The sequence below is a fragment of the Nesterenkonia muleiensis genome (genome assembly GCF_003600155.1).
Classification (GTDB): domain Bacteria; phylum Actinomycetota; class Actinomycetes; order Actinomycetales; family Micrococcaceae; genus Nesterenkonia; species Nesterenkonia muleiensis.
The window spans coordinates 69,043-94,765 of the sequence record NZ_QWLD01000046.1 but is presented as its reverse complement, the minus strand read 5'-3'; the positions used below and the strand labels follow the sequence as shown (position 1 = coordinate 94,765).

Genomic DNA, 25,723 nt, shown 5'->3' with positions numbered 1-25,723 from the left:
CGCGTCATGAGTGATATGTCCCTTGGTTCAGCGCGCCTCAAAACAGCTCAGCAGCTTCCGGCCTCAGACCCCGCACCCTTGCGGCGGAGTCATCTTCAGCGCGCGGCCCTGACAGTATCGGCCGCGCTGGCCGCATGGGCAGAAGCCTCCGCACGCAGGCAGGGGTCTGCGGCGGAGCCCCTTGAGGCGGTCCGCCGGCGCAGTGGCCGGGCGCATGAGGCCGAACTCGGGCGTGAGGCTGCGATCAATCAGCGGCTCCTGATGCCCCGGCAGTTCTGATCTGCCTCTTGTGCACCGTTCCAGTCTTCGGCACAGTGACAAGAACGGCAGCGCCGTCCTCTTTTAGCCTGGCACCATTGAGAGCCAGCAGAACAGCTGTGCCCTTCGCCGCCGATCGCTCAGGAGACCACATATGTCCACCACGACTGTTCCGGACTACACCACTGATTCGTTCTTCGGCCTTGAGGACCAATGGGTCGAGACCGCGCCCGGCGAGCTGACCCACTACCACGAGCTCGGTGAAGGAACACCTGTTCTGTTCCTCCACGGCTCCGGCACAGGAGTCACCGCAGCGGCCAACTGGTGGCTCAATCTGTCGGAGCTGTCCAAGACCGGGCGGTGCATTGCCATCGACTCCATCGGCTATGGTCAGTCCATCACTGCTGAGGGGACCGAGTACGGCATCAAGGAGTGGGTTCGTCACGCGGTCCGGGTGCTCGACGCTCTCGGCATCGAGAAGACCTGGATTGTGGGCAACTCATTGGGAGGCTGGCTGGCCTTTCAATTCGCCATTGACTACCCGGAACGACTGCTGGGCATCGTGTCCATGGGCACCGGCGGTGCCAAGCTGACCGGCGCGCTCAAGGGGCATGCCAATCCGACGCTCACCGAAGAAGGCGTCCGGGACACCTTGGAGCTCTTTGTGGTGGACAAGTCCCTGGTCACCGATGAGCTGGTGAGGCTGCGCCACGCCTCAGCGCTGAACGACACGGCCTCGGACCGGCTCAAAGACGTCGTCGCAGCCCGGGACCGTGACCGCACTGAGCTGCCTCTGGACTTTGAGAAACTGGCCGCTCTGGACATTCCCGTGCTGCTGATTCATGGGGTCCAGGACAAAGTCATTCCGGTGTCCCGCACCTGGGATCTGCTCAACGTGGTTCCGCACGCCGATGCGCATATCTTCAGCCAGTGCGGACATTGGTCGCAGGTGGAGCGTGCCGAAGACTTCAACCGACTGATCGCCGACTATCTCCGAGCACATGGAGTCGACCAAGGGTGAGGCGCAGGTTGGCTGCCAGCAAGGTATTCCCGCAGCGGACAGGCCGTGGTGCGATCCGCTAGGCGGCGCCCTGGAAGCTCATCGCCTTCAGAATCGCATCGAGGGTCTTCGGCGCCTCCTGGATCAGGCTGGCCCCGGCGACAAAACGATCAGGACGCAGGAAGACCACCGGAGACGGTCTGTCGTCGAACCAGGTCTTCAATGAGCCAGTGCTGTCCCCGAGCACCAACGTGTCGGGGCTCATCGAATGCTGAGACCACAGCCGTTGGGTCTCCGGAACGACGGTGACCAGGCGCGCCTCAAGGTGCCGCAGCAGTCTGAGCGAGCGTTCGGGAAGAACCTGGGCCGGATCGTTGCCCCACACCACCACTGCCCAGTCGGTGCCGAGCACATCGTCAAATTTGCGCAGCTGGTCGCCGAACATCACATCAGGCTGTGGAAACATCGTGCCCACCGGGGAGACAAGGACTTGTGAGGTCTTCACCGGGATCAGCGAACGCCGGATACTCTCCGCGGCCCGCCCCGAGCTGAAATCGGCGGCATCGGCGAGCACCCCCTGGTGGTACCTGGGCATGGGCTTGAACCGCATCTCTGCGAAGTAGCTCTTGACTGAGGGCAGGTAGTTGAGGACTCGGGCTGCGGCATCACGAGCGGCAGCAGCCACCGGATTGGTGATCTTGATGACCGAACCGAAGGTCATCGACAGGTCCACCATGGCCTGGGCGTGATCTCGGCGCTCACTGGTGTAGGTGTCCAGCAGCTTATCGCCGGCCTGCCCGGAGAGCACCGCGGCAAGCTTCCATCCCAGATTCGTGGCGTCACGGAGGCAGGAGTTCCACCCCTGTCCCATCCACACCGGCATCAGGTGCGCAGCATCACCGGCGATCAGCTGCCGGCCTCTGCGGAAACTCGAGGCGACCCGGCCGTGGTGGGTGAACACCCGATGCCTGATGACATCGAGGTTCTCCGGGTCCGGCACATGGTCTCTCAGCAAGGAGGCCACTGTGTCCGGGGCCAGCATCTGCTCGGCGTCCTCGTCCTTGTGGAGCATGAACTCCCAACGCCTCACCCCGTGCGGCAGGCCGATGGAGACATAGGGGCGGCGGGGGTCCGCACCGAGAAAGACATTGGGTGTGCCCAGAGGATCGTTGTTCACATCGACCACCAGCCACCGGGTGGGGGGAGAATCACCGGTGAATTCGACACCTATGCGTTTCCTGGTCTCCGACCGCCCGCCTTCACAGCCGACCAGGTATTGGCCGCGCACTGAGCGGGTCGAGGGCTTTCCCGCCACGGCATCTGCTGTGGTCTCAACGGTGGCGACCACACCATCGGCGTCTTCGGTGACCTCTGTGACGCGGTGCCCGAACCGGATGTCCACCGTATCGAACCGGTCGAGGCCTTTGCACAGCACGCGATCGACCTCGGGCTGGATGAATCCGTGCTTGCGTCCCCAGCCGAAGACCGTGGTCTTCGGGTCATTGACCAACATGGTCCGGCCAGAGCCGTCGACCAGCCGCATAATGTGCTGCGGCGTTGTATGGGGCAGAACCTCCTCGGTGAGCCCGATGGTCTGGATGGTCCGCAGTGACTCGTCATCGATTCCCACCCCTCGTGGAAAGTCGATCAGCTCGTCTCGTTCTTCCAAGACGATGACGCTGCGGCCGTACATGCCAAGCATATTGGCCAGCATGAGCCCGGCGGGACCGGCTCCGACAATCAGAACCTCAGCATCAATGCTCTTCTCTGACATGGCAACACTCACCTGCGCTCAGCCCCGCTGGCTGCCCAGGGAGCGTTCTTTGATGACATAGGTGAACGTTGAATGCACGAGGGCTTTGCCCTCTGCATCGGCTACGGACGCGGAGACTACTGCCATGGTGCTGCCGCCCCGGAGGATGCTGGCGGTGGCGACGGCGGGCGATGCCGTGGTGTTGGACATGAAGTTGATGTTCGACTGAACCGCCAGCGGGAACTGACCGGAGCCGGCATAGGCCTGCATGGCCAAGAGGGTTCCGGTGATGTCGGCGGCGCCGAAGAGCGCAGCCGCGGAGAACATGCCATTGGCCTGAGCGATCGGGTCGCTCAGCGGCATGGTCATGCTGATCGTCTCGCCATCAGCCGCTGCGGGCTCCAGCCCCAGGGTCGCCGCGATATCGTCGAATCCCCGCTTCTCGGTGAACTTCTCGAAGAAGTCGGTGAACTCCTCAAGAGTTGTCGGTACGGCCACTGAAAGTCCCTTCGTCGATCGCGCAGCCCCGGCAGGATGCTGCGGAGGCACCGCAGGGTTCGCTGGTGAGTGTAAGCTCCGCCACAGACCTTACGGTGTCTCCACCGGGGGCTGAGATTGACAGTGCCGAAGACCGGAACACTTTTCACGCTGACACCAGATTGTCGCCGCGCCTTGACAGAAGGTGCCATTTTGTGGTTTGGAACACCAATTCGGTGGTTTGCAGGACTCTGAGGTGTGATGTAGGTCAAAGTCCAGACCCGTTTGGCCACAAGATCTGCACCCTCGTGAGTAAGGAATGGTCCACATGAGCTCCGACAGCTCGAATACCTCACCTGCCAACCAGGCGATTGGCACCATGCGCCGTCCCCCACTCAGCCGCAACATCGATGTCTCCACCCTGGTGGATGCGGACAAAGGGCTGATCGACCGTTCCATCTATACCAATGAAGAAATCTACGGTCAGGAGATGCGGCGAATCTTCGCCCGCAACTGGCTCTTTCTGGCCCATACCAGTCAGTTCCAGAAGCCCGGTGACTTCTTCACCACATTCATGGGTGAGGATCCAGTCCTGGTCGCCATGGACAAACAGAAAAACATCCGCGCCTATCTGAACTCCTGCCGGCACCGGGGCGTCCGCCTCTGCCGAGCCGATGAAGGGCGCACCAAGATGTTCACCTGCACCTACCACGGATGGTCATTCGACCTAGCCGGCGCACTGCAGTCGGTCCCGAATCAGGACGCCTATCCAGAGGATTTCCAGAAGGAGAACTGGGGACTGATCGAGGTTCCCAGCCTGGCGGTCTACAAAGGCCTGATCTTCGGCAGCTGGGACCCGGACGCCGAACCCCTGGAGGAGACCTTGGGGGATATGCGCTACTACATGGACGCCATGCTGGACCGTGATCCAGAAGGCACCGAGGTGGTCGGCGGAGTGATGAAATGGCAGCTGGAGGGGAACTGGAAGCTCGCTGCCGAGCAGTTCGCCACCGACTGGTACCACGTCAATATGTCCCATGCCTCGGCCCTGATGGTTCTCTCCCCCACCGGCAAGGGGCCCAAACCAGAGGTCGTGGCCACCCCTGGCCGCCAGTACCTCAGCCCCAAGGGCCATGGCGCAGGCTTCCCCACCCACCCGAAGTCCCGCTTCGATGCCGCGCCGGTGCACGAATACTACGACTACGATGCGCTGCGGGAACGTCTTGGCGATGAGCGGGTCGAGGGCCCGCTGACCACCGGGCACGCGACAGTCTTTCCAAGCTTCTCCTACCTTCCTGTCAACGGGTCCATCCGTGTCTGGCACCCGAAGGGTCCGGACAAGATGGAGGTCTGGGCATGGATTCTGGTGGATAAGTCCATGCCTCAGGAGGTCAAGGACGCCCAGCGGCTCTACAACCTCAGGACCTTCGGGCCCTCCGGCATCTTCGAAGCCGATGACGGTGAGAACTGGTCCGAGGTGCAGGCGATCTCCCACGGATTCGTCACCAACTCCGTCCCGTTGAACTTCCAGATGGGTGTCGGCAGCGAACGTGAGGACGGGGTCTACCCCGGCACCACCTCTGAGCTGTACTCCGACGCCGCTGGACGGTCCTTCTACCGCCATTGGGCCACCCAGATGAACACCCCGGCCTGGCACGAGACTCAGCACAAGACTGCTGAGGACCAGGCCGAGTCCGACCAGTGATTCGCTACCCCGCGGCCGCGCAAGCACCTGAGAAGAGGAACCACCATGAGTGAACCGATCACCGTCGGCAGCATCGATGACATTGAGGAGGGCGAAGCCCAGGTCGTCGAGGCCGAGCAGACCGGAACCGGGGAGGCCATCGCGGTCTTCCACGCAGAGGACGGAAACTTCTACGCCCTCGATGACAACTGCACCCATGAAACCGCTTCACTGGGTGACGGCTGGGTTGAGGGAACCGAGGTCGAATGCCCGGTTCACTCGGCAAAATTCTGCCTGCTCTCCGGTGAGGCGCTGTGCATGCCGGCAACTATCGCCGCCCGTACGCACAAGGTCGAAGTCGTCGATGACCAGGTGCTGCTCTATCCCGGCATGGGCGCAGCAGGCTGAACCGGCACTGAACAGCCTCAGCAGAGACAGACACCAGGAGAGAAGATGCCAGCGCAGAGAGTCATCATCATCGGAGGCGGCCTCGCGGGTTTCACCGCAGCACGGGAGCTGCGTACCAGAGGGTTCGCCGGCGAACTGACCATCATCGACCCGCAGGGGCTGCCCTATGACCGGCCACCGCTGAGTAAGCAGTACCTGCTGGGAACCTACGACCAGGAGAAGATTCTGCTCGCCCCGGAGTCCTGGTATCAGGACAACGCCGTCGAGGTTCTGGTTGCCGAGGTGACCGATCTGGATCCAGAATCCGGGACCGTCACCACCGACTCCGGTGAGCAGCGCACAGCAGATGCCATTGTTCTCGCCACAGGCGGGGCGGCGCGGAGACTTCCGGTGCCCGGAGGTGATCTTGACAGTGTGCTCACCCTGCGCACCCGGGAAGACGCCGACATTCTGCGCAGCCGAATCGAGGCGGGAACCCGGGTAGCCATTATCGGTGCAGGACTCATCGGCGCTGAAGTCGCGTCCTCGTTGAAGTCCCTCGGCGCCGAGGTCACTCTCATCGACCCGCTGGACCCGCCCCTGGAACCGGCCGTCGGACCCGAGATCGCGCGACACCTCCATGACATGCACGCCAAGCACGGGGTCCGGGCGGTGACAGGCGTTTCCGCGCAGATCGAGGCTGAGGGATCGGTCCACCGCATTCGACTGCAGGACGGGCAGAGCATTGAAGCCGACGTGGTCCTGGTCGGCATCGGGATCATCCCCGAAACCGGCCTCGCCGAACGGGCCGGTTTGCTGGTGGACAACGGAATCCTGGTGGACCACGCCCAACGCACCAGTCATCGGCGTGTCTTCGCGATCGGAGACTGTTCCCGGACCCGCAATGAGGACGGGACATATCAGCGGCGGGCCGAGCATTGGGAGCATGCCATGAACACCGGCATGACCGTTGCCTCCGTGATCCAGGAGGTGGAGGCACCACAGCATGGTGCTCCATGGTTCTGGTCTGACCGTTACGGCGTTCACGTCGAAGGCGTCGGATCCATGTCCGCCGAAGGCAAGACCGTCCTTCGTCAGGTGGAGGGAAAGCCGAGCGTTGCCCTCCGAGTCTCCGAAGAGGGCCTGCTGCTGGGCTGTGCGGTGATCGACGATTCATACAGCGTCCGTGCCGCCCGCCGCATCATCGACCGCCGCATCCCCATGACCGTCGAACAGCTCGAGGACCCAGAAGTTCCGCTGAAGAAGCTGGCCAGGCAGCGCGGCTGAGGCCAGTCCAGGAGAAAGGCTCGTCTATGGCACCCCCCAACAACACCGCACCGGCTGATGCTGCAGGATCTGCAGAGGCCGTGGACACCAGCTTCGAGCAGTCCGGCGAACTCGTCGACGCTGAACTGGCCTATCGCGTGCAGCAGTTCTACTTCCTCGAGGCCGAACTACTCGATGACGGCCGGTACGCCGATTGGTTGGACATCTTCGACGACGACCTTTTCTACTGGGCACCGCTGAGGACCAACAGACTCCGCAGGCAGGCCGCCCTGTCCATCGGGGCCGAGGGCGAGGCCGCCTACTTCGACGAAACCCGCGACTCTCTGGCGTGGCGAATCCGCCGCTATGACTCAGGAATGGCGTGGGCGGAGGACCCGCCTTCCCGGACCCGTCACCTGATCAGCAACATCACCGCGCGGTGGAAGTCCCAGAACGAGCTGTTGGTTCGCTCGGCCTTTCTGGTCTACCGGAACCGGCTGCAGACCGAGACCGATCTCTACTCCGGCGGCCGCACCGATCAGGTGCGCATCACAGATGATGGAGGCTTCCGCATATCGCGCCGGGAGATCCTGTTCGACGCCAATGTGCTGCAGGCCAAGAACCTGAGCACCTTCTTCTGAACCCTGACAGTCCTGATGAACCGCAAGCACCCAGGAAGAGACTGATCCGATGACGCAGACACAGACCCATGGCTGGCTTGGAGGCAGAACCGCGCTGATCACCGGCGGAGGCTCTGGCATCGGCCGTGCCGTGGCGGAGCGATACGTCGCTGAGGGCGCCAATGTCGTCATATTCGGCCGTGAAAAACAGAAGCTGGATGCGGTGATCGCCGATAGTCCTGCACCCGAGAGGTGGGCCGCCGTCGCCGGCGACGTCCGGTCCTCGGAGGATCTCCACCGGGCGGTGGCAGAGACCCTCAGCGTCTTCGGAGGGCTCGACGTCGTGGTGCCGAATGCCGGGATCTGGGACTACAACCGCTCCGTCGCGCGTCTTGGCGGCGACGAGCTGGGGAAGACCTTTGACGAACTGTTCGCCATCAACGTCAAGGGATACCTGCTCACGGTGGAGGCGACATGGCGTGAACTGGTCGCCCGGCGAGGATGCATAGTGATGACACTGTCGAATGCCTCCTTCTACACTGCCGGCGGTGGGTCGATCTACACGGCCAGCAAATTCGCCTGCCGGGGCCTGGTGAGCCAGTTCGCCTATGAACTGGCCCCCAAAGTACGGGTCAACGGTGTGGCGGTTGGGGCGATGAACACCGACCTGCGCGGCCCGGAGTCGATCGGGCTGAAGGACCGTTCGCTGTCTGCCTCCTTCGAGAAGTCAGAGCTCACTGGCGACAATCCATTGATTCCGCTGCACGATGCCTCGGTGGACCCGCGGGACTTCACCGGTTCCTACGTACTGCTTGCCTCCGGTGAGAACTCCGGCAACGTGACCGGTCAGATCATCCAGGCAGACGGAGGCATCGGAGTGCGCGGATTCGGCGACAAAGCCGCAGGAGGCGACGAGTTATGAGCACTGTAGACATCAATCCGACAGCTCAACTGCTCAGGCAGCAGCGATACTTCCCTTCTGATGACGTTCTCGTCTATGGGGACAGAGTCTGGACCTATCAGGACTTTGTCACCGAGACCCAACAGCTTGCGCGGGTGCTGCAGAGATTGGACCTGGCCAAGGGCGACCGCGTGGCCTACCTCGGACTGAACAGCCCCATTTTCCTGCAGGCGATGTTTGCCTCATGGTGGCTCGGCGCGGTCTACTTGCCGCTGAACTTCCGGCTGGCTCCGCGAGAGATCGCAGGTTTGCTGGAACGCGCGGAGCCGGAGGTGCTCATCGTGGAACCGGGACACCTGGAAGTGATCGAGGCCATCGCAGGACTCGGCGGCCTCAAGGGCAGCACCGTCCTTGTGGTCGACAATGACGACCTGACGCCTCTGCAGGGCTCGGTGCCCCCGTACGCCACCGCCCTGAGTGCGCAGCTGCGCGAGATTGACGACTCCGACCAGCCTCTGGTGGAGCCTGGCGGCAACGAGGATCTGGCCATGCTGATGTTCACCTCCGGCACCACCGGACTCCCGAAGGGAGTCCAGCTGACCTTCGGCAATGTGTGGTGGAACTCCATCAACGTTGACTCGATGGTCGATACCAGGCGTGGCGACACCAATCTGGCGGTGGCCCCGCTCTTCCACATCGGTGGGCTCAATGCCCTGACCATCCGAAACATCCTGCGCGGCGGGCGCACCGTGATCCACCGGACCTTCGACCCCCGGCAGGTCATGCGCGATATTGAGAAGTACAGCGTGAATCAGGCCTTCATGGTCGCGGCGATGCTCTCAGCGATGCATAAGACTGAGGAATTCGACAAGCACGACATCTCCAGCCTGCGCGCGCTGATCTGTGCAGGTGCGCCCGTCCCTCCAGTGCTGCTGAAGATCTACGCGACCAAGGGGATCGATGTGCAGCAGGCCTGGGGTTTGACCGAAACCTCCCCCTTCGCCACCTACCTGCCTGCCGAACTCACACATATCAAACCAGGCTCCTGCGGTGTGCCGATGCCCTATACACAGATCCGGCTGACCGATCCGCTCACCTCAGAGGAGATCATCGAACCCGGGGCAACCGGGGAGTTCTGGGTCAAGGGACCGAATGTGACCCCCGGCTACTGGAACGACGAGCAGAATACGGAGCAGTCCTTCACCGAGGGCTGGTTCCACACCGGAGACATCGGCTACGTCGACTCCGACGGCTACTACTACATCGTCGACCGGCTCAAGGACATGATCATCACCGGCGGGGAGAACGTCTATCCCGCGGAGATCGAGCGTGTGCTCGTCGAATTTCCCGGTGCTCTCGACGTCGCGGTCGTCGGCGTACCCGACCCCACATGGGGCGAATGCGTCGTCGCGGTCCTTTCCTGCGAAGCCGGGGTCAGTCCCACTCTGGAAGAGCTTCAGGAATTCGCCGCAGAGCGACTGGCCCGCTACAAGCTCCCTCGGAAATTGGTGCTCTCCGAGGAACTCCCACGCAATGGTGCCGGGAAACTGGACAAGAACGCGGTGCGGAACCTGACGAAGCAGAGGGAGCATGACAATGTCGGCGCATGAGCACCACCACACGGACGAAGTCGACCTGCTGCAATGGCCCGCCCCCCTGCCGGAGGCCTGGACACTGAGCAAGGACGACGATTCCGCGGTCGACACGGTGTACCAGGTCTGGCACGGAGGCACTGCTGCCGGCCGGATCAGAGTCTCTCGTGTGGTCTCGACAGCATATGAGGTGACCTATCCCGTCGGCACTCAAGACCGGCTGCTGGAGGTATCCGATGACGCTGCCGCTGAGGCGATTCAGCTCGTGTCGGAGCATCTCTTCGCACACGCGACCCACTGCCGGCGGCTGGTGATCGCCTGCCCGGAGGAGGACGTCGAGCAGATCGCTCAAGCCGAACAGGCCGGCTACCGGTATGTGGTCGACGTCGACCTCCCAGACCGTTCGGTGTCCCTGATGACCGCCGAGCCTCAGTGGGTGTTGGAGCAGTCGCGGAACATTGACATCGTGCCCACTGACTGACTCTGCCTGAGCCGGCTCTGTCTTCAGCCCTGCCGTCGAAGGGCAGTTCTCAGGCAGAGGGCGGCGTTGAGCGCTGATCGGCTCGCACGTACTGGCTGGCCACAGCGATCACCGCCATCGTGCACCGACTGATGCATACTGGTCTGCCGTTCTCGTCAGTGATGCGGATATCCCATACGTGTGTGGTGCGGCCTCTGGTCAGGGGAGTGCCCTCCCCGTAGACCCATTTCCCGGAGGACACAGGCCTGACATGATTCGCGTTGATCTCCAGGCCCACCGCGTGCTGGGCGCTGCGATCGATGGCGCAATGGGCACCCCATGAGGCCAATGTCTCAGCAAAGGCGACAGAGGCCCCTCCGTGCAGCATTCCTGCCGGTTGGGTGGTGCGCCCATCGACAGGCATGCGCCCCTTGATCGAGGTCTCAGTGAGCTCAGTGATCTCGATGCCGAGATTCTCGTTCAGACACCCCTGTGACTTCAGATTGAGCTCCTCAACGGTCATCTCTCCCTGTACCCAGCCCATACGGTGCACTCCCCTTTCGTCGCTGATGAATGTCAGAACAGCAGACTACGGACGCATGTGATCGGCGGCACATCAACTTTCCACTGTGCGGCACGCATACGGTGAGGACCCGGCCTCTCAGTGATGAGATGGTCATACCCCCACCATTCGAAAAGAGGATCGTATGCGCGCAGCAGTTGCCGTCTCACAGAACCCGGAGGATCCGCTCTCCGGCCTGCGGCTCAAAGACATGCCGGAGCCGGAGCCGCCGGCGGGCTGGACAACTGTCTCGGTGAAGGCCTCTTCTCTGAACATGCATGATGTCTGGACACTTCGCGGAGTCGGTCACCGCCCTGAGAACATTCCGATGATCCTCGGCTGCGACGTCGCCGGAGTGACCGAGGAGGGGCGAGAAGTCATCGTCCACCCCGTCATCGCAGACCCCGACGGGGGCCAAGGTGACGAGACGCTGGACCCGGGACGATCACTGCTGTCAGAGAAGCACCACGGTGGATTCGCCGAACGTATCGCTGTTCCCCGGCGGTGTGTGGTGGACAAGCCGGCACACCTGTCCTTCGAAGAAGCGGCATGCCTGCCCGTGGCATGGGGCACCGCCTACCGCATGCTGTTCACCCAAGCCCGGCTGCGCCCAGGCGACAGCGTACTGGTACAGGGCGCAGGTGGTGGGGTGACCTCGGCAGCCATCACGATGGCGCGGGCAGCAGGGGTCACCGTCTACGCCACCAGCCGGACGGCGGAAAAACAAGAACTGGCACGCCGGCTTGGTGCGCATGAAGCCTTTCCCGCCGGCAGCCGACTGCCGCACCGAGTAGACGCAGTGATCGAAACAGTGGGCGAGGCCACGTGGTCACATTCACTGCGCTGTCTGCGGCCCGGCGGGTGCATCGTCGTCGCCGGCGCGACCACCGGCACCGAGCCCGATGCCGAGCTGGGACGAATCTTCTTCCAGCAGCTTCGCATCCTCGGTTCAACAGGCTCGACCAGAGCCGAGACTGAGGCCATGTCCCGTTTGGTCCAGGCCCAACAACTGCGCCCCCGCATCGACCGGGTCATCGCGCTGGAGGACATCCATGAAGGCTTCGCGAGCATGATCGATGGCACCGTGAGCGGAAAGATCGTGGTGCAGGTAGCCTCCTGAGCAGACTCTGCCCCAGGGGCCGCACTGCACGGCGGCCGCAGGATCAGGCGGTCACGCCTCGCTCTGCGAGCTGGACAGCGACGTCGACGATCATGTCCTCCTGTCCTCCCACGTATCCGGCCCGGCCGACCTCTTCGAGGATGCGGTAGGCCGGCACCCCGTAGCGCTCCGCAGCATGCTCAGCGTGGATCAGGAAGGAGGAGTAGACACCGGCGTAGCCCTGCATGATGGACGCACGGTCCATCACCGGCATCCGGGTGATAAAGGGTTTGACGACATCCTCTGCGGCTGACATGAGTCCTTGAATATCCACCCCGGTCTTCACATCCAGGCGGTCGAACGCCGCCGCCAGCACTTCGGTGGGGGCATTGCCGGCCCCGGCTCCCAGGGCCACCAGGGTGCCGTCTATCTGTGTGGCCCCGGCCCTGACGGCGAAGACTGAGTTCGCCACCCCGAAGCTGAGGTTCTGGTGGCCGTGGAAGCCGACCTGCGCATCATCGCCCAGCTCCTGCACCAGGGCGGAGACCCGCTCTGAGACGCCATCGAGGATCAGCGCCCCGGCAGAGTCCACCACGTAGACGCATTCGCATCCTGCATCGGCCATGATCCGCCCCTGAGCTGCGAGCTCCTCAGGTGTGGCGCGGTGGGAGAGCATCAGGAACCCCACGGTCTCCATGCCGATCTTCCGGGCGTGCTCGAAGTGCTGGATGGAGATGTCGGCCTCGGTGCAGTGGGTGGCGATGCGAGCCACCCGCGCTCCGGCATCACGAGCCTGGTCGAGGTCATGGATGGTGGCCAGGCCGGGCAGCATCAGCACGGCGATCTTCGACTGCTTGGCCTCATCCACCGCCGCGCGGATCAGGTCGAGCTCGGGCGTCAGGGAGAATCCGTAGTTGAACGACGATCCGCCGAGACCGTCACCATGGGTGACCTCGATCACCTCCACCCGAGAGTCGTCGAGGGCGCGCACCACGCCGCGCACATGGTCCTCGGTGAATTGGTGACGCATGGCATGAGAACCGTCGCGAAGGGTGGTATCAGTCAGGCGGATGTCGAAGGCGGTATCAATCGGTGCGCTCACAGGTGATCCTCAGTTTCCAGTCGCCGCTGTCAGCACAGCGGAGTCCATCTTCTCGGCTAGCAGGTCCGCCGTACGGGTTGCTGCGGCGGTGATGATGTCAAGATTTCCGGCGTACTCCGGCAGGTAGTCCGCAGCTCCCTTGACCTGGACCCAGACCCCGACCCGGCCCTGACCGCCCCAATCTGGCCGGGCAGCCTCGAATTGCGGCGCCACTCTGAGTTCGTAGCCGGGCACATAGTCCTGGATCCTGCTGACGGCGCTGGCGATGGCGGAGGCGATCGAGTCCTGGGCCGGACCCTGCTCTGCGGCCTCCGGGGGAATCATGCAGTAGATGGTGTTGCGCATGATCATGGGAGGTTCGACCGGGTTGATGATGATGATGGCCTTGCCGCGGTCTGCTCCGCCAAGCTGTTCCAGTGAGCGTGCCGTGGTGTCGGTGAACTCATCCACATTGGCGCGGGTTCCCGGGCCGGCGGACTTCGAGGCGATCGATGCCACGATCTCGGCATAGGGCACCGGGACAACACTGGAGACGGCGGCAACGATGGGAGTGGTGGCCTGACCCGCGCAGGTGATCATGTTGACGTTGGGGACGTCGCTGAGCGAGTCGATGTTCACCACCGGAGCCAGATACGGTCCTACAGCCGCTGGGGTGAGGTCGATGGCCCGGATCCCGGCCGCCTCATAACGGGGGGCATTGGCGGCATGTGCTTTTGCGGAGGTGCATTCGAAGACGAAGTCTGGCTTCTCGGGCTGGGCAAGCAGCCAGTCGACGCCTCCGGCAGAAGTGGTCAGGCCCAGCCGGGCTGCGCGTTGGAGCCCGTCTGACTCGGGATCGATCCCGATCATGTACTTCGGCTCCACCCGCGCGGAGCGGCGCATCAGCTTGAACATCAGATCAGTTCCGATATTGCCGGAGCCGACGATGGCGGCCGTCTTCTTCTGCATAGTACATCCTCTTGAGTCGCTGTCGTTGCCCGGTGCCGGGGCGGTATCAGGTGAAGTCGATGGTCAGTGAGCCGTAGCGGCCGAAGTCCGCTGTGACGGTCTGGCCGGCGACCACGGGCACGGCTTTGGTGAAGGAACCGGTCAGCACCACGTGACCGGCCGCGATGGACTCCCCGCGCTCGCCGAGGACATTGGCCAGCCAGACCAGGGGTTCGATGGGATCGCCCATGACGGCTGTGCCGCGGCCCTCTTCGACGATCGCATCATCTATGCGCAGAGCGCAGGGGATCTCTGCCAGAGCCTCCAACGGGGTATCGACGGGAGTCTCTGACAGGACGATGGCACCGCATGAGGCGTTGTCTGCCACGGTGTCGACCAACGTGATATCCCAGTCTCGGACCCGGGAGTCGATGATCTCCAGTGCGGGAAGAACGGTGTCGACGGCCCCACGCGCCTGTTCGAGAGTCACTCCGGGTCCCCTCAGCGTGTGGCCGAGCATCAAGCCCAGCTCCGGCTCAACGCGCGGGCTGATGAATGATGAGGTGGGGATCCGGTCACCGGCGGTGAAGACCATGTCCTTGAAGAAGAAACCGAAGTCTGGGGAGTCGACTCCGAGTTGGGCCTGCATGGCCAAGGACGTCAGTCCGATCTTGCGGCCGGCCAGCTGACGCCCATCGCCGAGATGACGAGTCAGCTGGTGAGTCTGTACCCGGTACGCGTCATCAAGGTCCATCGCCTCCAGCAGCTGGCGCGGCGGTGCGATCGGTTCACCGGAGGCAGTGGCCTCCAGCAGCGCATCCCCGATGCCGTGAAGACGATCTGCCCGGGATGCGGCACCACCCGCGCGTGCCGAAGAGGTGACCGGCTGGCGGCTCATACCGGGACCGCCGTGGTGACCGCGAAACCGGCGATGTACTCCTTGATGGGACGGTAGAACTCATAGCTCAGCTCATAGGGACCTGCTGCGCTCAGCGCGGAGTAGGCGGCCACCCAGGTGCGGACCTCATGCGAGGAGTGGCCAGCCACCTGGTCCATGTCAGAGGCGCGGTACTGATCGAACTGCGTCACATCTCCGGAGCGGCAGACCTCCAGGAACTTCCTGTCCCACTCTGGGTTCAGGTCCATGATGTCGGCCTCTCCTGCGGCAAAGGCGTTTGCGGTGTCGATCGTCCGCTGCTGCCGGGCGGCCCGGGCTTCAGCCGTGGGGTTGCGGCCCGAGACCAGAAACTCCTTCTGCTCCTGGGTGGCTTCGTGATACCGGGGCACCGGAGGGTCGTGAGAGAGCCCGCCCGACCCGACGAAGAGCACCTTCTGCTCGGAGTTGCTGAAGTACTCCCCGATGGCCTGTCCAAGCCGGCGGACTCGGGAGACCTTCGTGAACGGACGAGCCACAGAGTTGATGAACACCGGAATCATCGGCTTGGCGTCGGGGCGGCCGTTGTAGAGGATCTCCATCGGCTGCACGGCACCGTGATCCACCTCCATGTTCCTGGAGATGGCCACGTCGAGGTCCTGCTCGACCAGGAACTGCGAGAGATCCTCGGCGATTTCGGTGGGAACGTCGAGCTCGCCGTCGAATGAGTCGTAATCGCCTGTTCCGTGTGCGCGGTAGCCGATGCAGAAGGGCGGCATCAGGTCTTGGAAGAACCCGTTGTAGTGGTCCGGCCCGAAATTGATGACCAGATCAGGGTCGTAGTCCCGGACGAAGGACCGCGCCGCGTCGAACGCCTCTTCCACGGCCTCCTTGACCTCGGCCGGCGGATTCGTATACTCCAGCAATGGGCTGTGTGACATGCACACGAGAGCCTGTGGCATTGGGCGCTCCTTGCTCTGTTCGTTGCTTGATTCCCTGTAATTACTGTCTATTTCACCTGAGGCTGCCCCGGCAGGGCATCTGCGTGTCCCGCAGATCGGCACAGTATCGCTGACGGCGGTCCCCCCCTACTTGGCCGCCACCACCTCCACGGGCGCGGCCGGGTCCTTCTGCCGGGACTGGAATTTGCTGCGGGAGAGGATCACGGCCACTGCGCCGAGAATGATCATGCCGATGAACCACCAGGCGATGTTGTTGGTGCCCTGGTCGTTGTCCAGGCCGTACAGCCAGGCGGCGGTCAGCGGCGCGATGCCGGCGCCGAAGACTGATGCCAGCTGGAAGGTCAGAGAGACGCCGGTGTAGCGGTCCTCCGGCTCGAACTTCTCTGCGAGGAAGGCACCGATCGGTCCGTACATGGAGGCTTGGATGATGGGGTTGCCGACCACGAAGGCCAGCGCGATCAGCCACCAGTTCCCGGAGTTGAACATCGCGAACATGGGAAAGACCAGGGTGACGGAGATCGCCGCGCCGATCAGCATGATGCGCCGCCTGCCGAAACGGTCAGACAGGGTGGCGAAGAACGGTATCGCGAAGATGTGGATGAAGGAGGAGAAGGTCAGCATATAAAGGGCCTCCTGGCGTTCCACCACACCCTGTGCGGTGAGATGGGGGATCATCCACACCGCCAGCAGCGCCTGCATGAACAGCGGACCGGCGCCTCCTACGATGCCGTAGACGGTCTCCATGGGGTACTTCTTCAGCACGCGGAGAATGGGCACCCCGGTCTCCACCTTGCCCTCCTGCCGGGCCTTCTCGAAATCGGGCGACTCAGTGACCCGGTAACGGAGGTACAGGCCGATGATCACCAATGCCGCAGAGAGCAGGAACGGCACTCGCCAGCCCCAGCTGAGGAACTGATCATCGGGCATTCCCGCGAACAGTCCCAGCACCAGGGTGGCCAGCACAGATCCGGTGGGGCCTCCGGTCACAGCCACTGAGGAGGCGAACCCGCGCCGCTCCTTCTTCACGTGTTCTGTGGCCATGAGGGTGGCGCCTGCAAACTCACCGCCGATGGCCAGACCCTGGACCACGCGCAGCACAGTCAGCGCGATCGGGGCCGCGTACCCTATCGTGGCGAAGGTGGGCATCAGGCCGATGGCGATCGAGACCACACCCATCAGCATCAGTGTGATGAACAGGATGTTCTTACGGCCGAACTTGTCCCCGAAATGCCCAAACAGGAGACCGCCCAGCGGGCGTGCCACGTATCCGGCCAGAAGGATGACGAACGAAAGTGTCGCTCCGACCGCGTGGTCCATCTCATCGGGGAAGAACAGGATGGGGAAGACAAGCCCCGCCGCAGCTCCGTAGAGGAGGAAGTCGTAGTACTCCACGGTGGTGCCGAGAAAGGATGAGACCAGTGCCCGGCGTCGCTGCTTCGGGGTGACTTGCGAAGCTTCGGTCGGTGGCGGGGCCACAGGGTCGGTCTCGAGTATGTTGCCAGGTGTTCTGTTGTCGCGTTGCGGCATGTTCTCTCCCGGGGAGTGACTGTTGACGAGGTCGAGAGTCATCCTCCGGGAATGTGATACAGGACACCTAAGGGGCGTTTCGTTCTACGGACCGGTGCGGTCGCTACGCCGAGCCGGTGTGTCGTTTGCGTGCTGCCGGCGGATGTCCCCCCAGGGCGAATACAGCACGGGAGGCCTCGAAGCACACCTTGCGCAGCACATCCTCGACGTTCTGCGGGGAGAACTTCCCGGCAGCTCCAGAGATGGAGAGTGCGGCGACGACCTTCTTCTGACGGTCGAAGACCGGCGCACTCACGCAGCAAAGACCAGGAGTCACCTCCTCCCGGTCGTAGGCCAGGCCGCGTCGCTTGACCTCTGAGATCTCGGCTCGGAAGGCTTCTGGGTCGGTGATGGTCTGCGGTGTCCAGCTGCGCAGCCCTGACTTGATCGACTCTTCGACGGCTGTGGGGTCCTGAGTCAGCAGCATCTTGCCGACAGCAGTGCAGTAGGCAGGCACCCTGCCTCCGATGCGCGAGGGGCTCTTGACGGCCAGGTGGCCGTAGAGCTTGTTGAGGTACACCACGTCGGTGCCGTCGAGAACTGCGAGATGGACCGTCTGGCGGGTGTGCTCGTAGAGGCCGGTCAGATAGGGGGTCAGCGCATCCCGGATCCAGCCCTGGTACTCCGTCTCCGATGTCTGCCCCAGGTCCTGGATCATGCTGCCCAGCCGGTAGGCGCTTCCAGCCCGCTCGACCGCACCGTTCGACTGCAGCGTTGCCAGAAGACGGAAGGCAGTGGACTTTGACAGCCCCGCCCTGCGGGCCAGCACGCTGAGGCCAACACCGACGTTGGCCTCGTCGCCGAAGGCGCTGAGCAATGACATCGCTTTGTCCACTGCCGTGCGGGGGTCTCGGGGGGCACTTTTCGGCATGGGGCCTCACTCAGGAGCGGTCGTGAGCAGTTGGGGGACACGGTGGAGCCTTCCCCTCGTGGAGGCCATCCTATACGCAGTGTGACTGCTGCCACGCCGGATCCTGGGTCGGAGGTCAACCGGTGGGGCCTCTGCGGCGCTCGGAGAAGCGGGAGGCTGGGCCGGTAGGGTGAATCCATGAGCACAACGACTGATTTCCCGTACCTCGACTCCGGCGTCCGTCCGCAGGATGACCTGAACCGGCACGTCAACGGTGAGTGGCTCAAGACCGCCACCATTCCCGACGACCTGGACGCCTATGGTTCTTTTCTGGAGCTCCGCGACAAGGCGGAGGCTGACGTGCGTGCCATCCTGGAGGAGGCTGCCGGGGCGGCAACCAGTGAGGGTGCCGAGGCTGATCCCGATTTCGGTGCGATTCAGCAGCGGATCGGCACCTTCTACGCCGCATTCATGGACGCTGACCGTGCTGAGCAGCTCAAACTCGCCCCCATCCAGGACCGTCTGGAGCAGATCGATGCCATCAGCACCCCCGGTGAATTGCTGAACCTCTCCGCCGCATGGCAGTGTCACGGCGTGGAGGGCCTATTGCTGGCAGGTGCCACCCGAGACGCCGGCAACCCGGAGCGCGAGCTCTTCCACGTCTTCCAAGGTGGTCTCGGGCTGCCGGACGAGGCCTACTACCGCGACGAGTCCTATGCTGAGATCCGCCAGAAGTACCAGGCGCATCTGGAGAGGTTCCTCACCATCGCCGGCGTCGACGACGCCGCGGCGGCCGCCTCTGCGGTGCTCGCCCTGGAGACTGAGCTGGCCTCCCACCACTGGGACGTGGTCACCACACGAGACGCCCAGAAACGCTACAACCTGCGCACCCGCCAGGAGGTGGAAGAGGCGATGCCGCTGATCGCCGAGGCGATCGAAGGCTGGGGCCTGTCCGAGCACCAGGCGGCCGAAATCGTGCTCTCCCAGCCTGATGTGCTGCCAGCGTTCCAGAGAGCCCTCACCGAGCAGCCCCTGGAGGCGTGGAAGCACTGGCTGCGCACGGCACTGCTGCGCTGGGCAGCTCCGCTGCTGCACTCTGAACTGGTCGATGAGCACTTCGAGTTCTACTCCAAGACGCTGAACGGAACCCCTCAGCTCAAGGAGCGGTGGAAGCGCGGCGTCGCCCTCACCAACGCCCATCTCGGTGAGGATATCGCCCAGATCTATGTGGCTCGGCACTATCCGCTCCAGGCGCGGGAGGCGATGGATGAGCTGATCGCCGCGCTCATTGAGGCATACCGGCGTTCCATCACCACTCTGGAGTGGATGGGGGAACAGACCCGCGCCAAGGCCCTGGAGAAGCTGGACGCCTTCACGCCGAAGATCGGATTCCCGGTCAAGTGGGTCGACTACTCCTCGGTGCACGTGGCCGACGATGACGTGGTCGGCAATGTGGCGCGTGCCGCCGCAGCCGAATGGGAGCGCGACGTCGCCAAGATCGATGACGGTCCGGATCCGGATCAGTGGCATATGACGCCGCAGACGGTCAACGCCTACTACCATCCGCTGGAGAATGTGATCTGCTTCCCTGCGGCGATCCTGCAGCTTCCCTTCTTCTCGGTGGAGCGAGACATGGCGCAGAACTTCGGGGCGATCGGGGCGGTGATCGGACATGAGATCGGTCACGGCTTCGACGACCAGGGCTCCCGCTACGGCGCCGACGGCTCGCTGACCGACTGGTGGACAGCAGAGGACCGCACCGCCTTCGAGGAGCGCACCGCCCAGCTGGTGGGCCAGTTCAACGAACTCTCTCCCGCAGTCCTGGACGATGAGCACACCGTCAACGGCGAGCTCACCCTGGGGGAGAATATCGGTGACCTCGGCGGCATCGGCATCGCCCATAAGGCCTATAGACTCTGGTTGGCTGCCAAGAACCGGGGCAAGACCCTGGCCGAGGTCGAAGGTCCGGAGGAGAACGACGCCGACACGGCGGGTGAACTCACCGGCGATCAGCGGTTCTTCTTCGCCTGGGCTCAGGGATGGCGCAATGTCACCCGGCCAGAACGCGCCCTGACCCTGCTGAGCATCGACCCGCACTCACCGGCTGAGTTCCGCGCCACCCAGCCGGTGAAGAACGTGGATGCTTTCCATCAGGCATTCGCCACAGCCGAAGGCGACGGCATGTACCTGGCTCCTGATCAGCGAGTGACCATTTGGTAGTTCTTCTACGTCGAGTAGAAGAAGTAAACTGGCGTGGTGACTGAGCAGACAACCGCGGCGGCAGAGATCGATACCAACGACCAGCGTGCAGTGCGCATCGGCAAGCGCGCGCGCCTGCTGGAAAAAGAGGTGCCGCCGTACCCGGTTTCGGTGGAGCGCACCGCCTCGCTGGCCGAGGTCCGTGAACGCTTCCCTGATCTGGAGCCCGGGGCCTCCACCGGCGAGACGGTCTCGGTCGCTGGGCGGATCATGTTCATCCGCAACACCGGAAAGCTCTGCTTCGCCACGTTGCAGGAGGGCGGCCCCGAGGGTCAGGGCACTCGGCTTCAGGCCATGATCTCCTTGGCAGAGGTGGGCCAGGAGGCGCTTGCGGACTGGAAGTCGCTGGTGGATCTCGGTGATCACGTGCAGATCACCGGTGAGGTGATCTCCTCCCGACGGGGTGAGCTCAGCGTCATGGCACGCTCGTTCACCATTGCCTCCAAGGCGATCCGCCCGCTGCCGGTGCTTCATGCCGAGCTCAATGAGGAGACCAGGGTCCGGCAGCGCTACGCCGACCTGATCGTCCGGGATGAGGCACGGGAAATGGTCTATACGCGGGCAGCGGTGACCCGGGCGATCCGTGACACGCTGCACTCTCACGGGTACGTGGAGGTGGAGACCCCGGTCCTGCAGCTTCTCCACGGCGGCGCCCACGCCCGGCCCTTCGACACCCACCTCAACGCCTTCGACCAGCCGATGACACTGCGCATCGCCACCGAGCTCTATCTCAAGCGCGCCGTGGTGGGGGGCATCGACCGAGTCTTCGAGATCGGACGGGTCTTCCGCAATGAGGGCGTGGACTCCACCCATTCGCCTGAGTTCACCACCCTGGAGTCCTATGAGGCCTGGGCAGATATGTATGTCATGGCTGACCGGATGAAGGAGATGATCCTCGCAGCCGCTGATGCCGTAGGAGCCGGCAGAGAGATCGAGACTGACCAGGGCTTGGTCAACCTTGATGGGGAGTGGGCATGGGTCAGTGTCTACCCGGCTCTTTCCGAAGCCGTCGGTCAGCAGATTACTCCGGAGACACAGGCCGAGACCCTGCGCGCTGTGGCGAAGGCACAACAGGTGCAGGTTGACCCGGCCTGGGACGCGCAGAAGCTGGTCCTGGAGCTCTTCGGCGAGATCGTGGAACCCACTCTGGTCCAGCCGACATTTGTGTGCGACTACCCGCCCGCAGCACAACCGTTGGCTCGTCCGCACCGCGAGAAGCCCGGAGTCATTGAAGCCTGGGACCTGATCATCGGCGGAATGGAACGTGGGACAGCTTTCAGCGAATTGGTTGACCCGGTGATCCAGCGTGAGCGCCTGGTGGCTCAGTCCGCGCAGGCTGCCGCAGGAGATGACGAGGCGATGCAGCTCGATGAAGACTTCCTGCGCGCTTTGGAATACGGCGCACCACCAATGGGCGGAATCGGTTTGGGAATTGATCGCCTTGTGATGCTCTTCACGGGTGTAGGCATTCGTGAAACCATCCTGTTCCCGCTGCTGAAGCCAGAAAGCTGAACTGATAATGGAAAACTTGTGGCCATATTTTCAGGTGCTGGCCCCCTCTGTCGGCGTAGGGCTGGTCTTCTGGCTCGCCATGCGCGCGATATTCAGGGCTGATCGCAATGAACGCGCGGCTGAGGCGCAGACCCGTCACGAGCTCACAGACCATGACGAGCAGGACGCGGATATCGACCGCTGAGTGACCGAAGTCGCTTGTGTTTCAGATCGTTACAGAGTTGACCTGAATTGTATTTCCCTGCAAGAATGAACGTCGTTGCAGGATGCTTCGATCCTGGCAAAAATTAACCATTAGATAACCCAACAGTGAGCTGATCAGAAGCTGTGTTCTTCCGGGTTGTCGATTCTATGCAGTGAGGTGATTGCAGTTGGCGAAGAAAGTGCAAGAAATACTGGTGGATGATCTTGATGGATCCCCGGCAAAGGAGACCGTGCAGTTCGGTCTGGACAGCCGATTTTACGCGATAGACCTCTCGGATGAGAATGCAAAAGAGCTACGTGAGACTTTGAAGAAATATATTCGCAAAGCGGAGGCCGTGCCACCGCCGTCTCCGCAGAATGAGGCAAAGAAAATCCGGGAGTGGGCTGTGGCCAACGGGCACACCGTCGCTAAGCGGGGCCGCCTCCACCGCGACATCGTCGAGGCATATCGCAACGCCAAGAAGCGCTGAACCCCGGCTCTTCTGCCTGGAGCCCCGGAACCGCCTATGCGGTGGTGCCGGGGCTCCGTCGTGTCCGAGGCAAAGAGGTCGACGCTGCGTGACCGGAGAGGTGGTGTATGCGTGGTGTTCTTTTCCCTGTGGCGAACAGGGTAGGGCGATCCGGGATGTGCCCGTAGCCTTGAACCCTCGGAAGATCACGCTGTAGGGAGTGTCAGTTGGCTATGTTCGAGAGATTCACCGACCGCGCACGGCGCGTCGTCGTGCTGGCCCAAGAAGAGGCCCGCATGCTCAACCACAACTACATCGGCACCGAGCACATCCTGCTCGGGCTGATCCATGAAGGTGAGGGGGTCGCCGCCAAGGCGCTGGAGTCCCTTGACATCAACCTTCAGGGAGTGCGCGAAAAGGTGCAGGAGAAGATCGGCCCCGGGCAGAACGCCCCGTCAGGCCATATCCCCTTCACGCCGCGCGCCAAGAAGGTCCTGGAGCTCTCCCTGCGTGAAGCCCTGCAGCTGGGCCACAACTACATTGGCACCGAGCACATCCTGCTGGGCCTCATCCGTGAGGGCGAGGGTGTGGCCGCCCAGGTGCTGGTGGAGATGAACGCTGACCTCAACAAGGTCCGTCAGCAGGTTATCCAGCTGCTCTCCGGCTACTCCGGCGGCGACCAGCAGGAGAAGGCCGGTGCCGGGGTGGGCCAGGGCAGCTCCGGCGGGACCCCCTCTGGATCCGTGGTGCTGGACCAGTTCGGCCGCAATCTCACCGCCGCCGCCCGTGAGGCGCAGCTGGACCCCGTGGTCGGGCGCGATTACGAGCGTGAGCGGGTCATGCAGGTGCTCTCCCGCCGGACCAAGAACAACCCGGTGCTCATCGGTGAGCCCGGTGTCGGCAAGACCGCGGTGGTCGAGGGTCTGGCGCAGGCCATCGTCAACGGCGATGTCCCTGAGCTGCTGCGGGATAAGCAGCTCTATACCCTGGACCTCGGTTCCCTGGTGGCAGGCTCCCGCTACCGCGGTGACTTCGAAGAACGCCTGAAGAAGGTGCTCAAGGAGATCCGCACCCGCGGGGACATCATCCTGTTCATCGACGAGATCCACACTCTAGTCGGAGCCGGCGCGGCCGAGGGCGCGATCGATGCCGCGAACATTCTCAAACCGATGCTGGCCCGCGGCGAACTGCAGACCATCGGTGCGACCACGCTCGATGAGTACCGCAAGCACATCGAGAAGGACGCCGCTCTGGAGCGCCGTTTCCAGCCCATCCAGGTCGACGAGCCCTCGGTGGAGACCACGGTGCAGATACTGCGCGGGCTGCGCGACCGCTACGAGGCCCACCACAAAGTCTCCATCACCGAGGAGGCCCTGGAACAGGCCGCCAGCCTGGCCAACCGGTATATCAATGACCGCTTCCTGCCGGACAAGGCCATCGACCTGATTGACGAGGCCGGCGCCCGGCTGCGCATCCAGAAGATGACGCCACCGCCGGAGCTCAAGGAGTACGACGCCAAGATCGAGGACGTCAAGCGGGAGAAGGAAGCCGCCATCGACGCCCAGGACTTTGAGGGCGCTGCCCAGCTCCGCGACAGGGAGCAGAAGCTGGTCGATGAGCGCAACGACAAGGAAGAGGCCTGGAAGTCCGGCTCCATCGATGAGATCGCTGAGGTCGACGGCGACCTGATTGCCGAGGTTCTGGCCTTCTCCACCGGCATTCCGGTCTTCAAGCTCACCGAGGCCGAATCCGACCGGCTCAAGCGCATGGAAGAGGAGCTCCACAAGCGGGTCATCGGCCAGGACGAGGCGGTGAAGTCTCTTTCCCGGGCCATCCGCCGTACCCGTGCTGGGCTCAAGGACCCGAACCGCCCCTCCGGCTCGTTCATCTTCGCCGGACCCACCGGTGTGGGCAAGACCGAGCTGGCCAAGGCGCTGGCGGAGTTCCTCTTCGGCGATGAGGATGCGCTGATCACCCTGGACATGTCCGAGTTCAGTGAGAAGCACACCGTCTCCCGGCTCTTCGGCGCGCCCCCAGGCTACGTGGGCTACGAGGAGGGCGGACAGCTCACCGAGAAGGTGCGGCGTCGTCCGTTCTCCGTGGTGCTGTTCGATGAGGTCGAGAAGGCGCACGCTGACCTGTTCAACTCTCTGCTGCAGATCCTGGAGGACGGCCGGCTGACCGATTCCCAGGGCCGGGCGGTCGACTTCAAGAACACCGTGATCATCATGACCACCAACCTGGGCACCAAGGACATCTCCCAGGGCGTGATGACCGGCTTCGCCTCCGCCACCGACACCACCACCAACTACGAACGGATGAAGGGCAAGGTGTCCCAGGAACTGCGCCAGCACTTCCGGCCCGAGTTCCTCAACCGCGTGGACGACACCATCGTGTTCCCGCAGCTGGAGCAGCACGAGATCGTCACGATCGTGGATCTGTTCATGGACCGCCTGCGCAAGCGTCTGGCAGAGCAGTCGATGACGTTGGAGATCAGCATCGAGGCCCGCGAGTTCCTAGCCGAGAAGGGCTATGACCCCTCCATGGGTGCCCGGCCGCTGCGCCGGACCATCCAATCGATGATCGAGGACCAGCTCTCCGAGCGCATCCTCTACGGCGAGATTCCGCACGGCGCTGAGATCAGCGTGGGTCTGAAAGGGTCCGGGGCCGACCGGGAACTCACCTTCGACTGGACGGTGCCGACCGACCACCAGATCGAAGCGGCCGAGGAACCTGCCGAGATCGAGGCGTAGAGAAAAACGCACGACGACGCCGCAGACCGGGCCCGGGAGAGTTTCAGACTCTCCCGGGCCCGGTCTTTTCGTTTTGCTGCGTTTGGGTTTTCTGAACGAACTCCACGTGCCCAGCTCGGCTCACATCCGCCAAGCGTTCCGCTCGACCATGCTCTGGTCCGCATCAGGGCCTCGCCGCGCAGGAACTGCTAGTGTCAAGAGGTGTC

Annotated in this window: 24 protein-coding genes; 15 read left to right on the top strand and 9 right to left on the bottom strand. The window is 63.3% G+C overall.

The annotated features are described in order from the left end of the window. The first annotated feature begins 6 nt into the window (after window positions 1-6). Both DVO78_RS14080 and DVO78_RS14075 read left to right on the top strand, forming a co-directional pair. Entirely contained in the window at window positions 7-279 is a 273-nt protein-coding gene (locus tag DVO78_RS14080; protein ID WP_157984052.1) for a hypothetical protein, read from the top strand. A 133-nt stretch (window positions 280-412) separates the two neighbouring features. Beyond that, window positions 413-1,279, top strand: a complete 867-nt coding sequence (locus DVO78_RS14075; protein ID WP_120005633.1) for an alpha/beta fold hydrolase — start codon at window positions 413-415, stop codon at window positions 1,277-1,279. A gap of 58 nt (window positions 1,280-1,337) precedes the next feature. On the opposite strand, the gene mhpA is transcribed toward DVO78_RS14075, so the two are convergent. Together mhpA and DVO78_RS14065 are read right to left on the bottom strand one after the other, a co-directional pair. Beyond that, window positions 1,338-3,032, bottom strand: coding sequence for a bifunctional 3-(3-hydroxy-phenyl)propionate/3-hydroxycinnamic acid hydroxylase MhpA (gene mhpA, locus DVO78_RS14070; protein ID WP_120005631.1), 1,695 nt, complete (start codon window positions 3,030-3,032; stop codon window positions 1,338-1,340). A gap of 18 nt (window positions 3,033-3,050) precedes the next feature. Continuing rightward, window positions 3,051-3,509, bottom strand: a complete 459-nt coding sequence (locus DVO78_RS14065) for a PaaI family thioesterase (RefSeq protein ID WP_157984051.1) — start codon at window positions 3,507-3,509, stop codon at window positions 3,051-3,053. Between the two features lie 307 nt (window positions 3,510-3,816). On the opposite strand from DVO78_RS14065, the gene DVO78_RS14060 reads away from it, so the two are divergent. Genes DVO78_RS14060 through DVO78_RS14030 form a run of 7 tightly spaced genes read left to right on the top strand, consistent with a single transcriptional unit; the run spans window position 3,817 to window position 10,419 of the window. Then, a complete protein-coding gene (locus tag DVO78_RS14060) occupies window positions 3,817-5,193 on the top strand; it encodes an aromatic ring-hydroxylating dioxygenase subunit alpha (RefSeq protein ID WP_120005627.1) in 1,377 nt (458 codons plus the stop codon). Window positions 5,194-5,238: 45 nt separating this feature from the next. After that, window positions 5,239-5,580 (top strand): non-heme iron oxygenase ferredoxin subunit, encoded by a 342-nt coding sequence (locus tag DVO78_RS14055; protein ID WP_120005626.1) that lies wholly within the window; start codon window positions 5,239-5,241, stop codon window positions 5,578-5,580. A 45-nt stretch (window positions 5,581-5,625) separates the two neighbouring features. After that, window positions 5,626-6,846, top strand: a complete 1,221-nt coding sequence (locus DVO78_RS14050; protein ID WP_120005623.1) for an NAD(P)/FAD-dependent oxidoreductase — start codon at window positions 5,626-5,628, stop codon at window positions 6,844-6,846. A gap of 26 nt (window positions 6,847-6,872) precedes the next feature. Further along, entirely contained in the window at window positions 6,873-7,466 is a 594-nt protein-coding gene (locus DVO78_RS14045) for an aromatic-ring-hydroxylating dioxygenase subunit beta (RefSeq protein ID WP_120005621.1), read from the top strand. A gap of 49 nt (window positions 7,467-7,515) precedes the next feature. Next, entirely contained in the window at window positions 7,516-8,367 is an 852-nt protein-coding gene (locus tag DVO78_RS14040) for an SDR family NAD(P)-dependent oxidoreductase (protein WP_120005619.1), read from the top strand. Beyond that, a complete protein-coding gene (locus tag DVO78_RS14035) occupies window positions 8,364-9,956 on the top strand; it encodes an AMP-binding protein (protein WP_120005617.1) in 1,593 nt (530 codons plus the stop codon). Before DVO78_RS14040 ends, DVO78_RS14035 begins: the two co-directional genes overlap by 4 nt. Next, complete coding sequence (locus tag DVO78_RS14030) at window positions 9,943-10,419, top strand: hypothetical protein (protein WP_120005615.1); 477 nt, start codon at window positions 9,943-9,945, stop codon at window positions 10,417-10,419. The genes DVO78_RS14035 and DVO78_RS14030 overlap by 14 nt, the downstream gene beginning before the upstream one ends. 49 nt (window positions 10,420-10,468) lie before the next feature. Here the strand turns inward: DVO78_RS14030 and DVO78_RS14025 are convergent, their stop codons facing one another. Then, the gene (locus DVO78_RS14025; protein ID WP_202912201.1) at window positions 10,469-10,942 is read right to left on the bottom strand and encodes a PaaI family thioesterase; all 474 of its coding nucleotides are present in this window, start codon (window positions 10,940-10,942) and stop codon (window positions 10,469-10,471) included. A gap of 163 nt (window positions 10,943-11,105) precedes the next feature. Here DVO78_RS14025 and DVO78_RS14020 point away from each other — a divergent pair, with 163 nt between their 5' ends. Then, entirely contained in the window at window positions 11,106-12,080 is a 975-nt protein-coding gene (locus tag DVO78_RS14020) for a zinc-binding dehydrogenase (protein WP_120005613.1), read from the top strand. 43 nt (window positions 12,081-12,123) lie between these two features. Here the strand turns inward: DVO78_RS14020 and dmpG are convergent, their stop codons facing one another. The 6 genes from dmpG to DVO78_RS13990 form a co-directional block, all read right to left on the bottom strand. After that, window positions 12,124-13,161, bottom strand: a complete 1,038-nt coding sequence (dmpG, locus tag DVO78_RS14015; protein WP_120005611.1) for a 4-hydroxy-2-oxovalerate aldolase — start codon at window positions 13,159-13,161, stop codon at window positions 12,124-12,126. Between the two features lie 9 nt (window positions 13,162-13,170). Beyond that, window positions 13,171-14,109, bottom strand: a complete 939-nt coding sequence (locus tag DVO78_RS14010) for an acetaldehyde dehydrogenase (acetylating) (RefSeq protein WP_120005609.1) — start codon at window positions 14,107-14,109, stop codon at window positions 13,171-13,173. A gap of 46 nt (window positions 14,110-14,155) precedes the next feature. Further along, window positions 14,156-14,986 carry a 2-keto-4-pentenoate hydratase gene (locus tag DVO78_RS14005; protein WP_120005607.1) on the bottom strand — a complete coding sequence of 277 codons (831 nt, stop codon included), beginning with the start codon at window positions 14,984-14,986 and terminating at the stop codon, window positions 14,156-14,158. Beyond that, window positions 14,983-15,924 carry a 3-carboxyethylcatechol 2,3-dioxygenase gene (locus DVO78_RS14000; protein ID WP_120005605.1) on the bottom strand — a complete coding sequence of 314 codons (942 nt, stop codon included), beginning with the start codon at window positions 15,922-15,924 and terminating at the stop codon, window positions 14,983-14,985. Before DVO78_RS14000 ends, DVO78_RS14005 begins: the two co-directional genes overlap by 4 nt. Window positions 15,925-16,050: 126 nt before the next feature. Next, a complete protein-coding gene (locus DVO78_RS13995; protein ID WP_238385318.1) occupies window positions 16,051-17,493 on the bottom strand; it encodes an MFS transporter in 1,443 nt (480 codons plus the stop codon). 61 nt (window positions 17,494-17,554) lie between these two features. Next, window positions 17,555-18,361 carry an IclR family transcriptional regulator gene (locus tag DVO78_RS13990; RefSeq protein ID WP_120005603.1) on the bottom strand — a complete coding sequence of 269 codons (807 nt, stop codon included), beginning with the start codon at window positions 18,359-18,361 and terminating at the stop codon, window positions 17,555-17,557. Between the two features lie 177 nt (window positions 18,362-18,538). On the opposite strand from DVO78_RS13990, the gene DVO78_RS13985 reads away from it, so the two are divergent. From DVO78_RS13985 to DVO78_RS13970, 5 genes are all read left to right on the top strand, one after another. Next, entirely contained in the window at window positions 18,539-20,560 is a 2,022-nt protein-coding gene (locus tag DVO78_RS13985) for a M13 family metallopeptidase (RefSeq protein ID WP_120005601.1), read from the top strand. A gap of 36 nt (window positions 20,561-20,596) precedes the next feature. Next, window positions 20,597-22,111: a lysine--tRNA ligase gene (lysS, locus tag DVO78_RS13980; RefSeq protein ID WP_120005688.1), complete on the top strand. Its 1,515-nt coding sequence runs from the start codon at window positions 20,597-20,599 to the stop codon at window positions 22,109-22,111. 16 nt (window positions 22,112-22,127) lie between these two features. Next, window positions 22,128-22,295 (top strand): hypothetical protein, encoded by a 168-nt coding sequence (locus DVO78_RS17670; protein WP_162301596.1) that lies wholly within the window; start codon window positions 22,128-22,130, stop codon window positions 22,293-22,295. A 187-nt stretch (window positions 22,296-22,482) separates the two neighbouring features. Continuing rightward, complete coding sequence (locus DVO78_RS13975; RefSeq protein WP_120005686.1) at window positions 22,483-22,785, top strand: histone-like nucleoid-structuring protein Lsr2; 303 nt, start codon at window positions 22,483-22,485, stop codon at window positions 22,783-22,785. Between the two features lie 212 nt (window positions 22,786-22,997). After that, window positions 22,998-25,517 (top strand): ATP-dependent Clp protease ATP-binding subunit, encoded by a 2,520-nt coding sequence (locus tag DVO78_RS13970; RefSeq protein ID WP_120005599.1) that lies wholly within the window; start codon window positions 22,998-23,000, stop codon window positions 25,515-25,517. The last annotated feature ends 206 nt before the right edge of the window (window positions 25,518-25,723 follow it).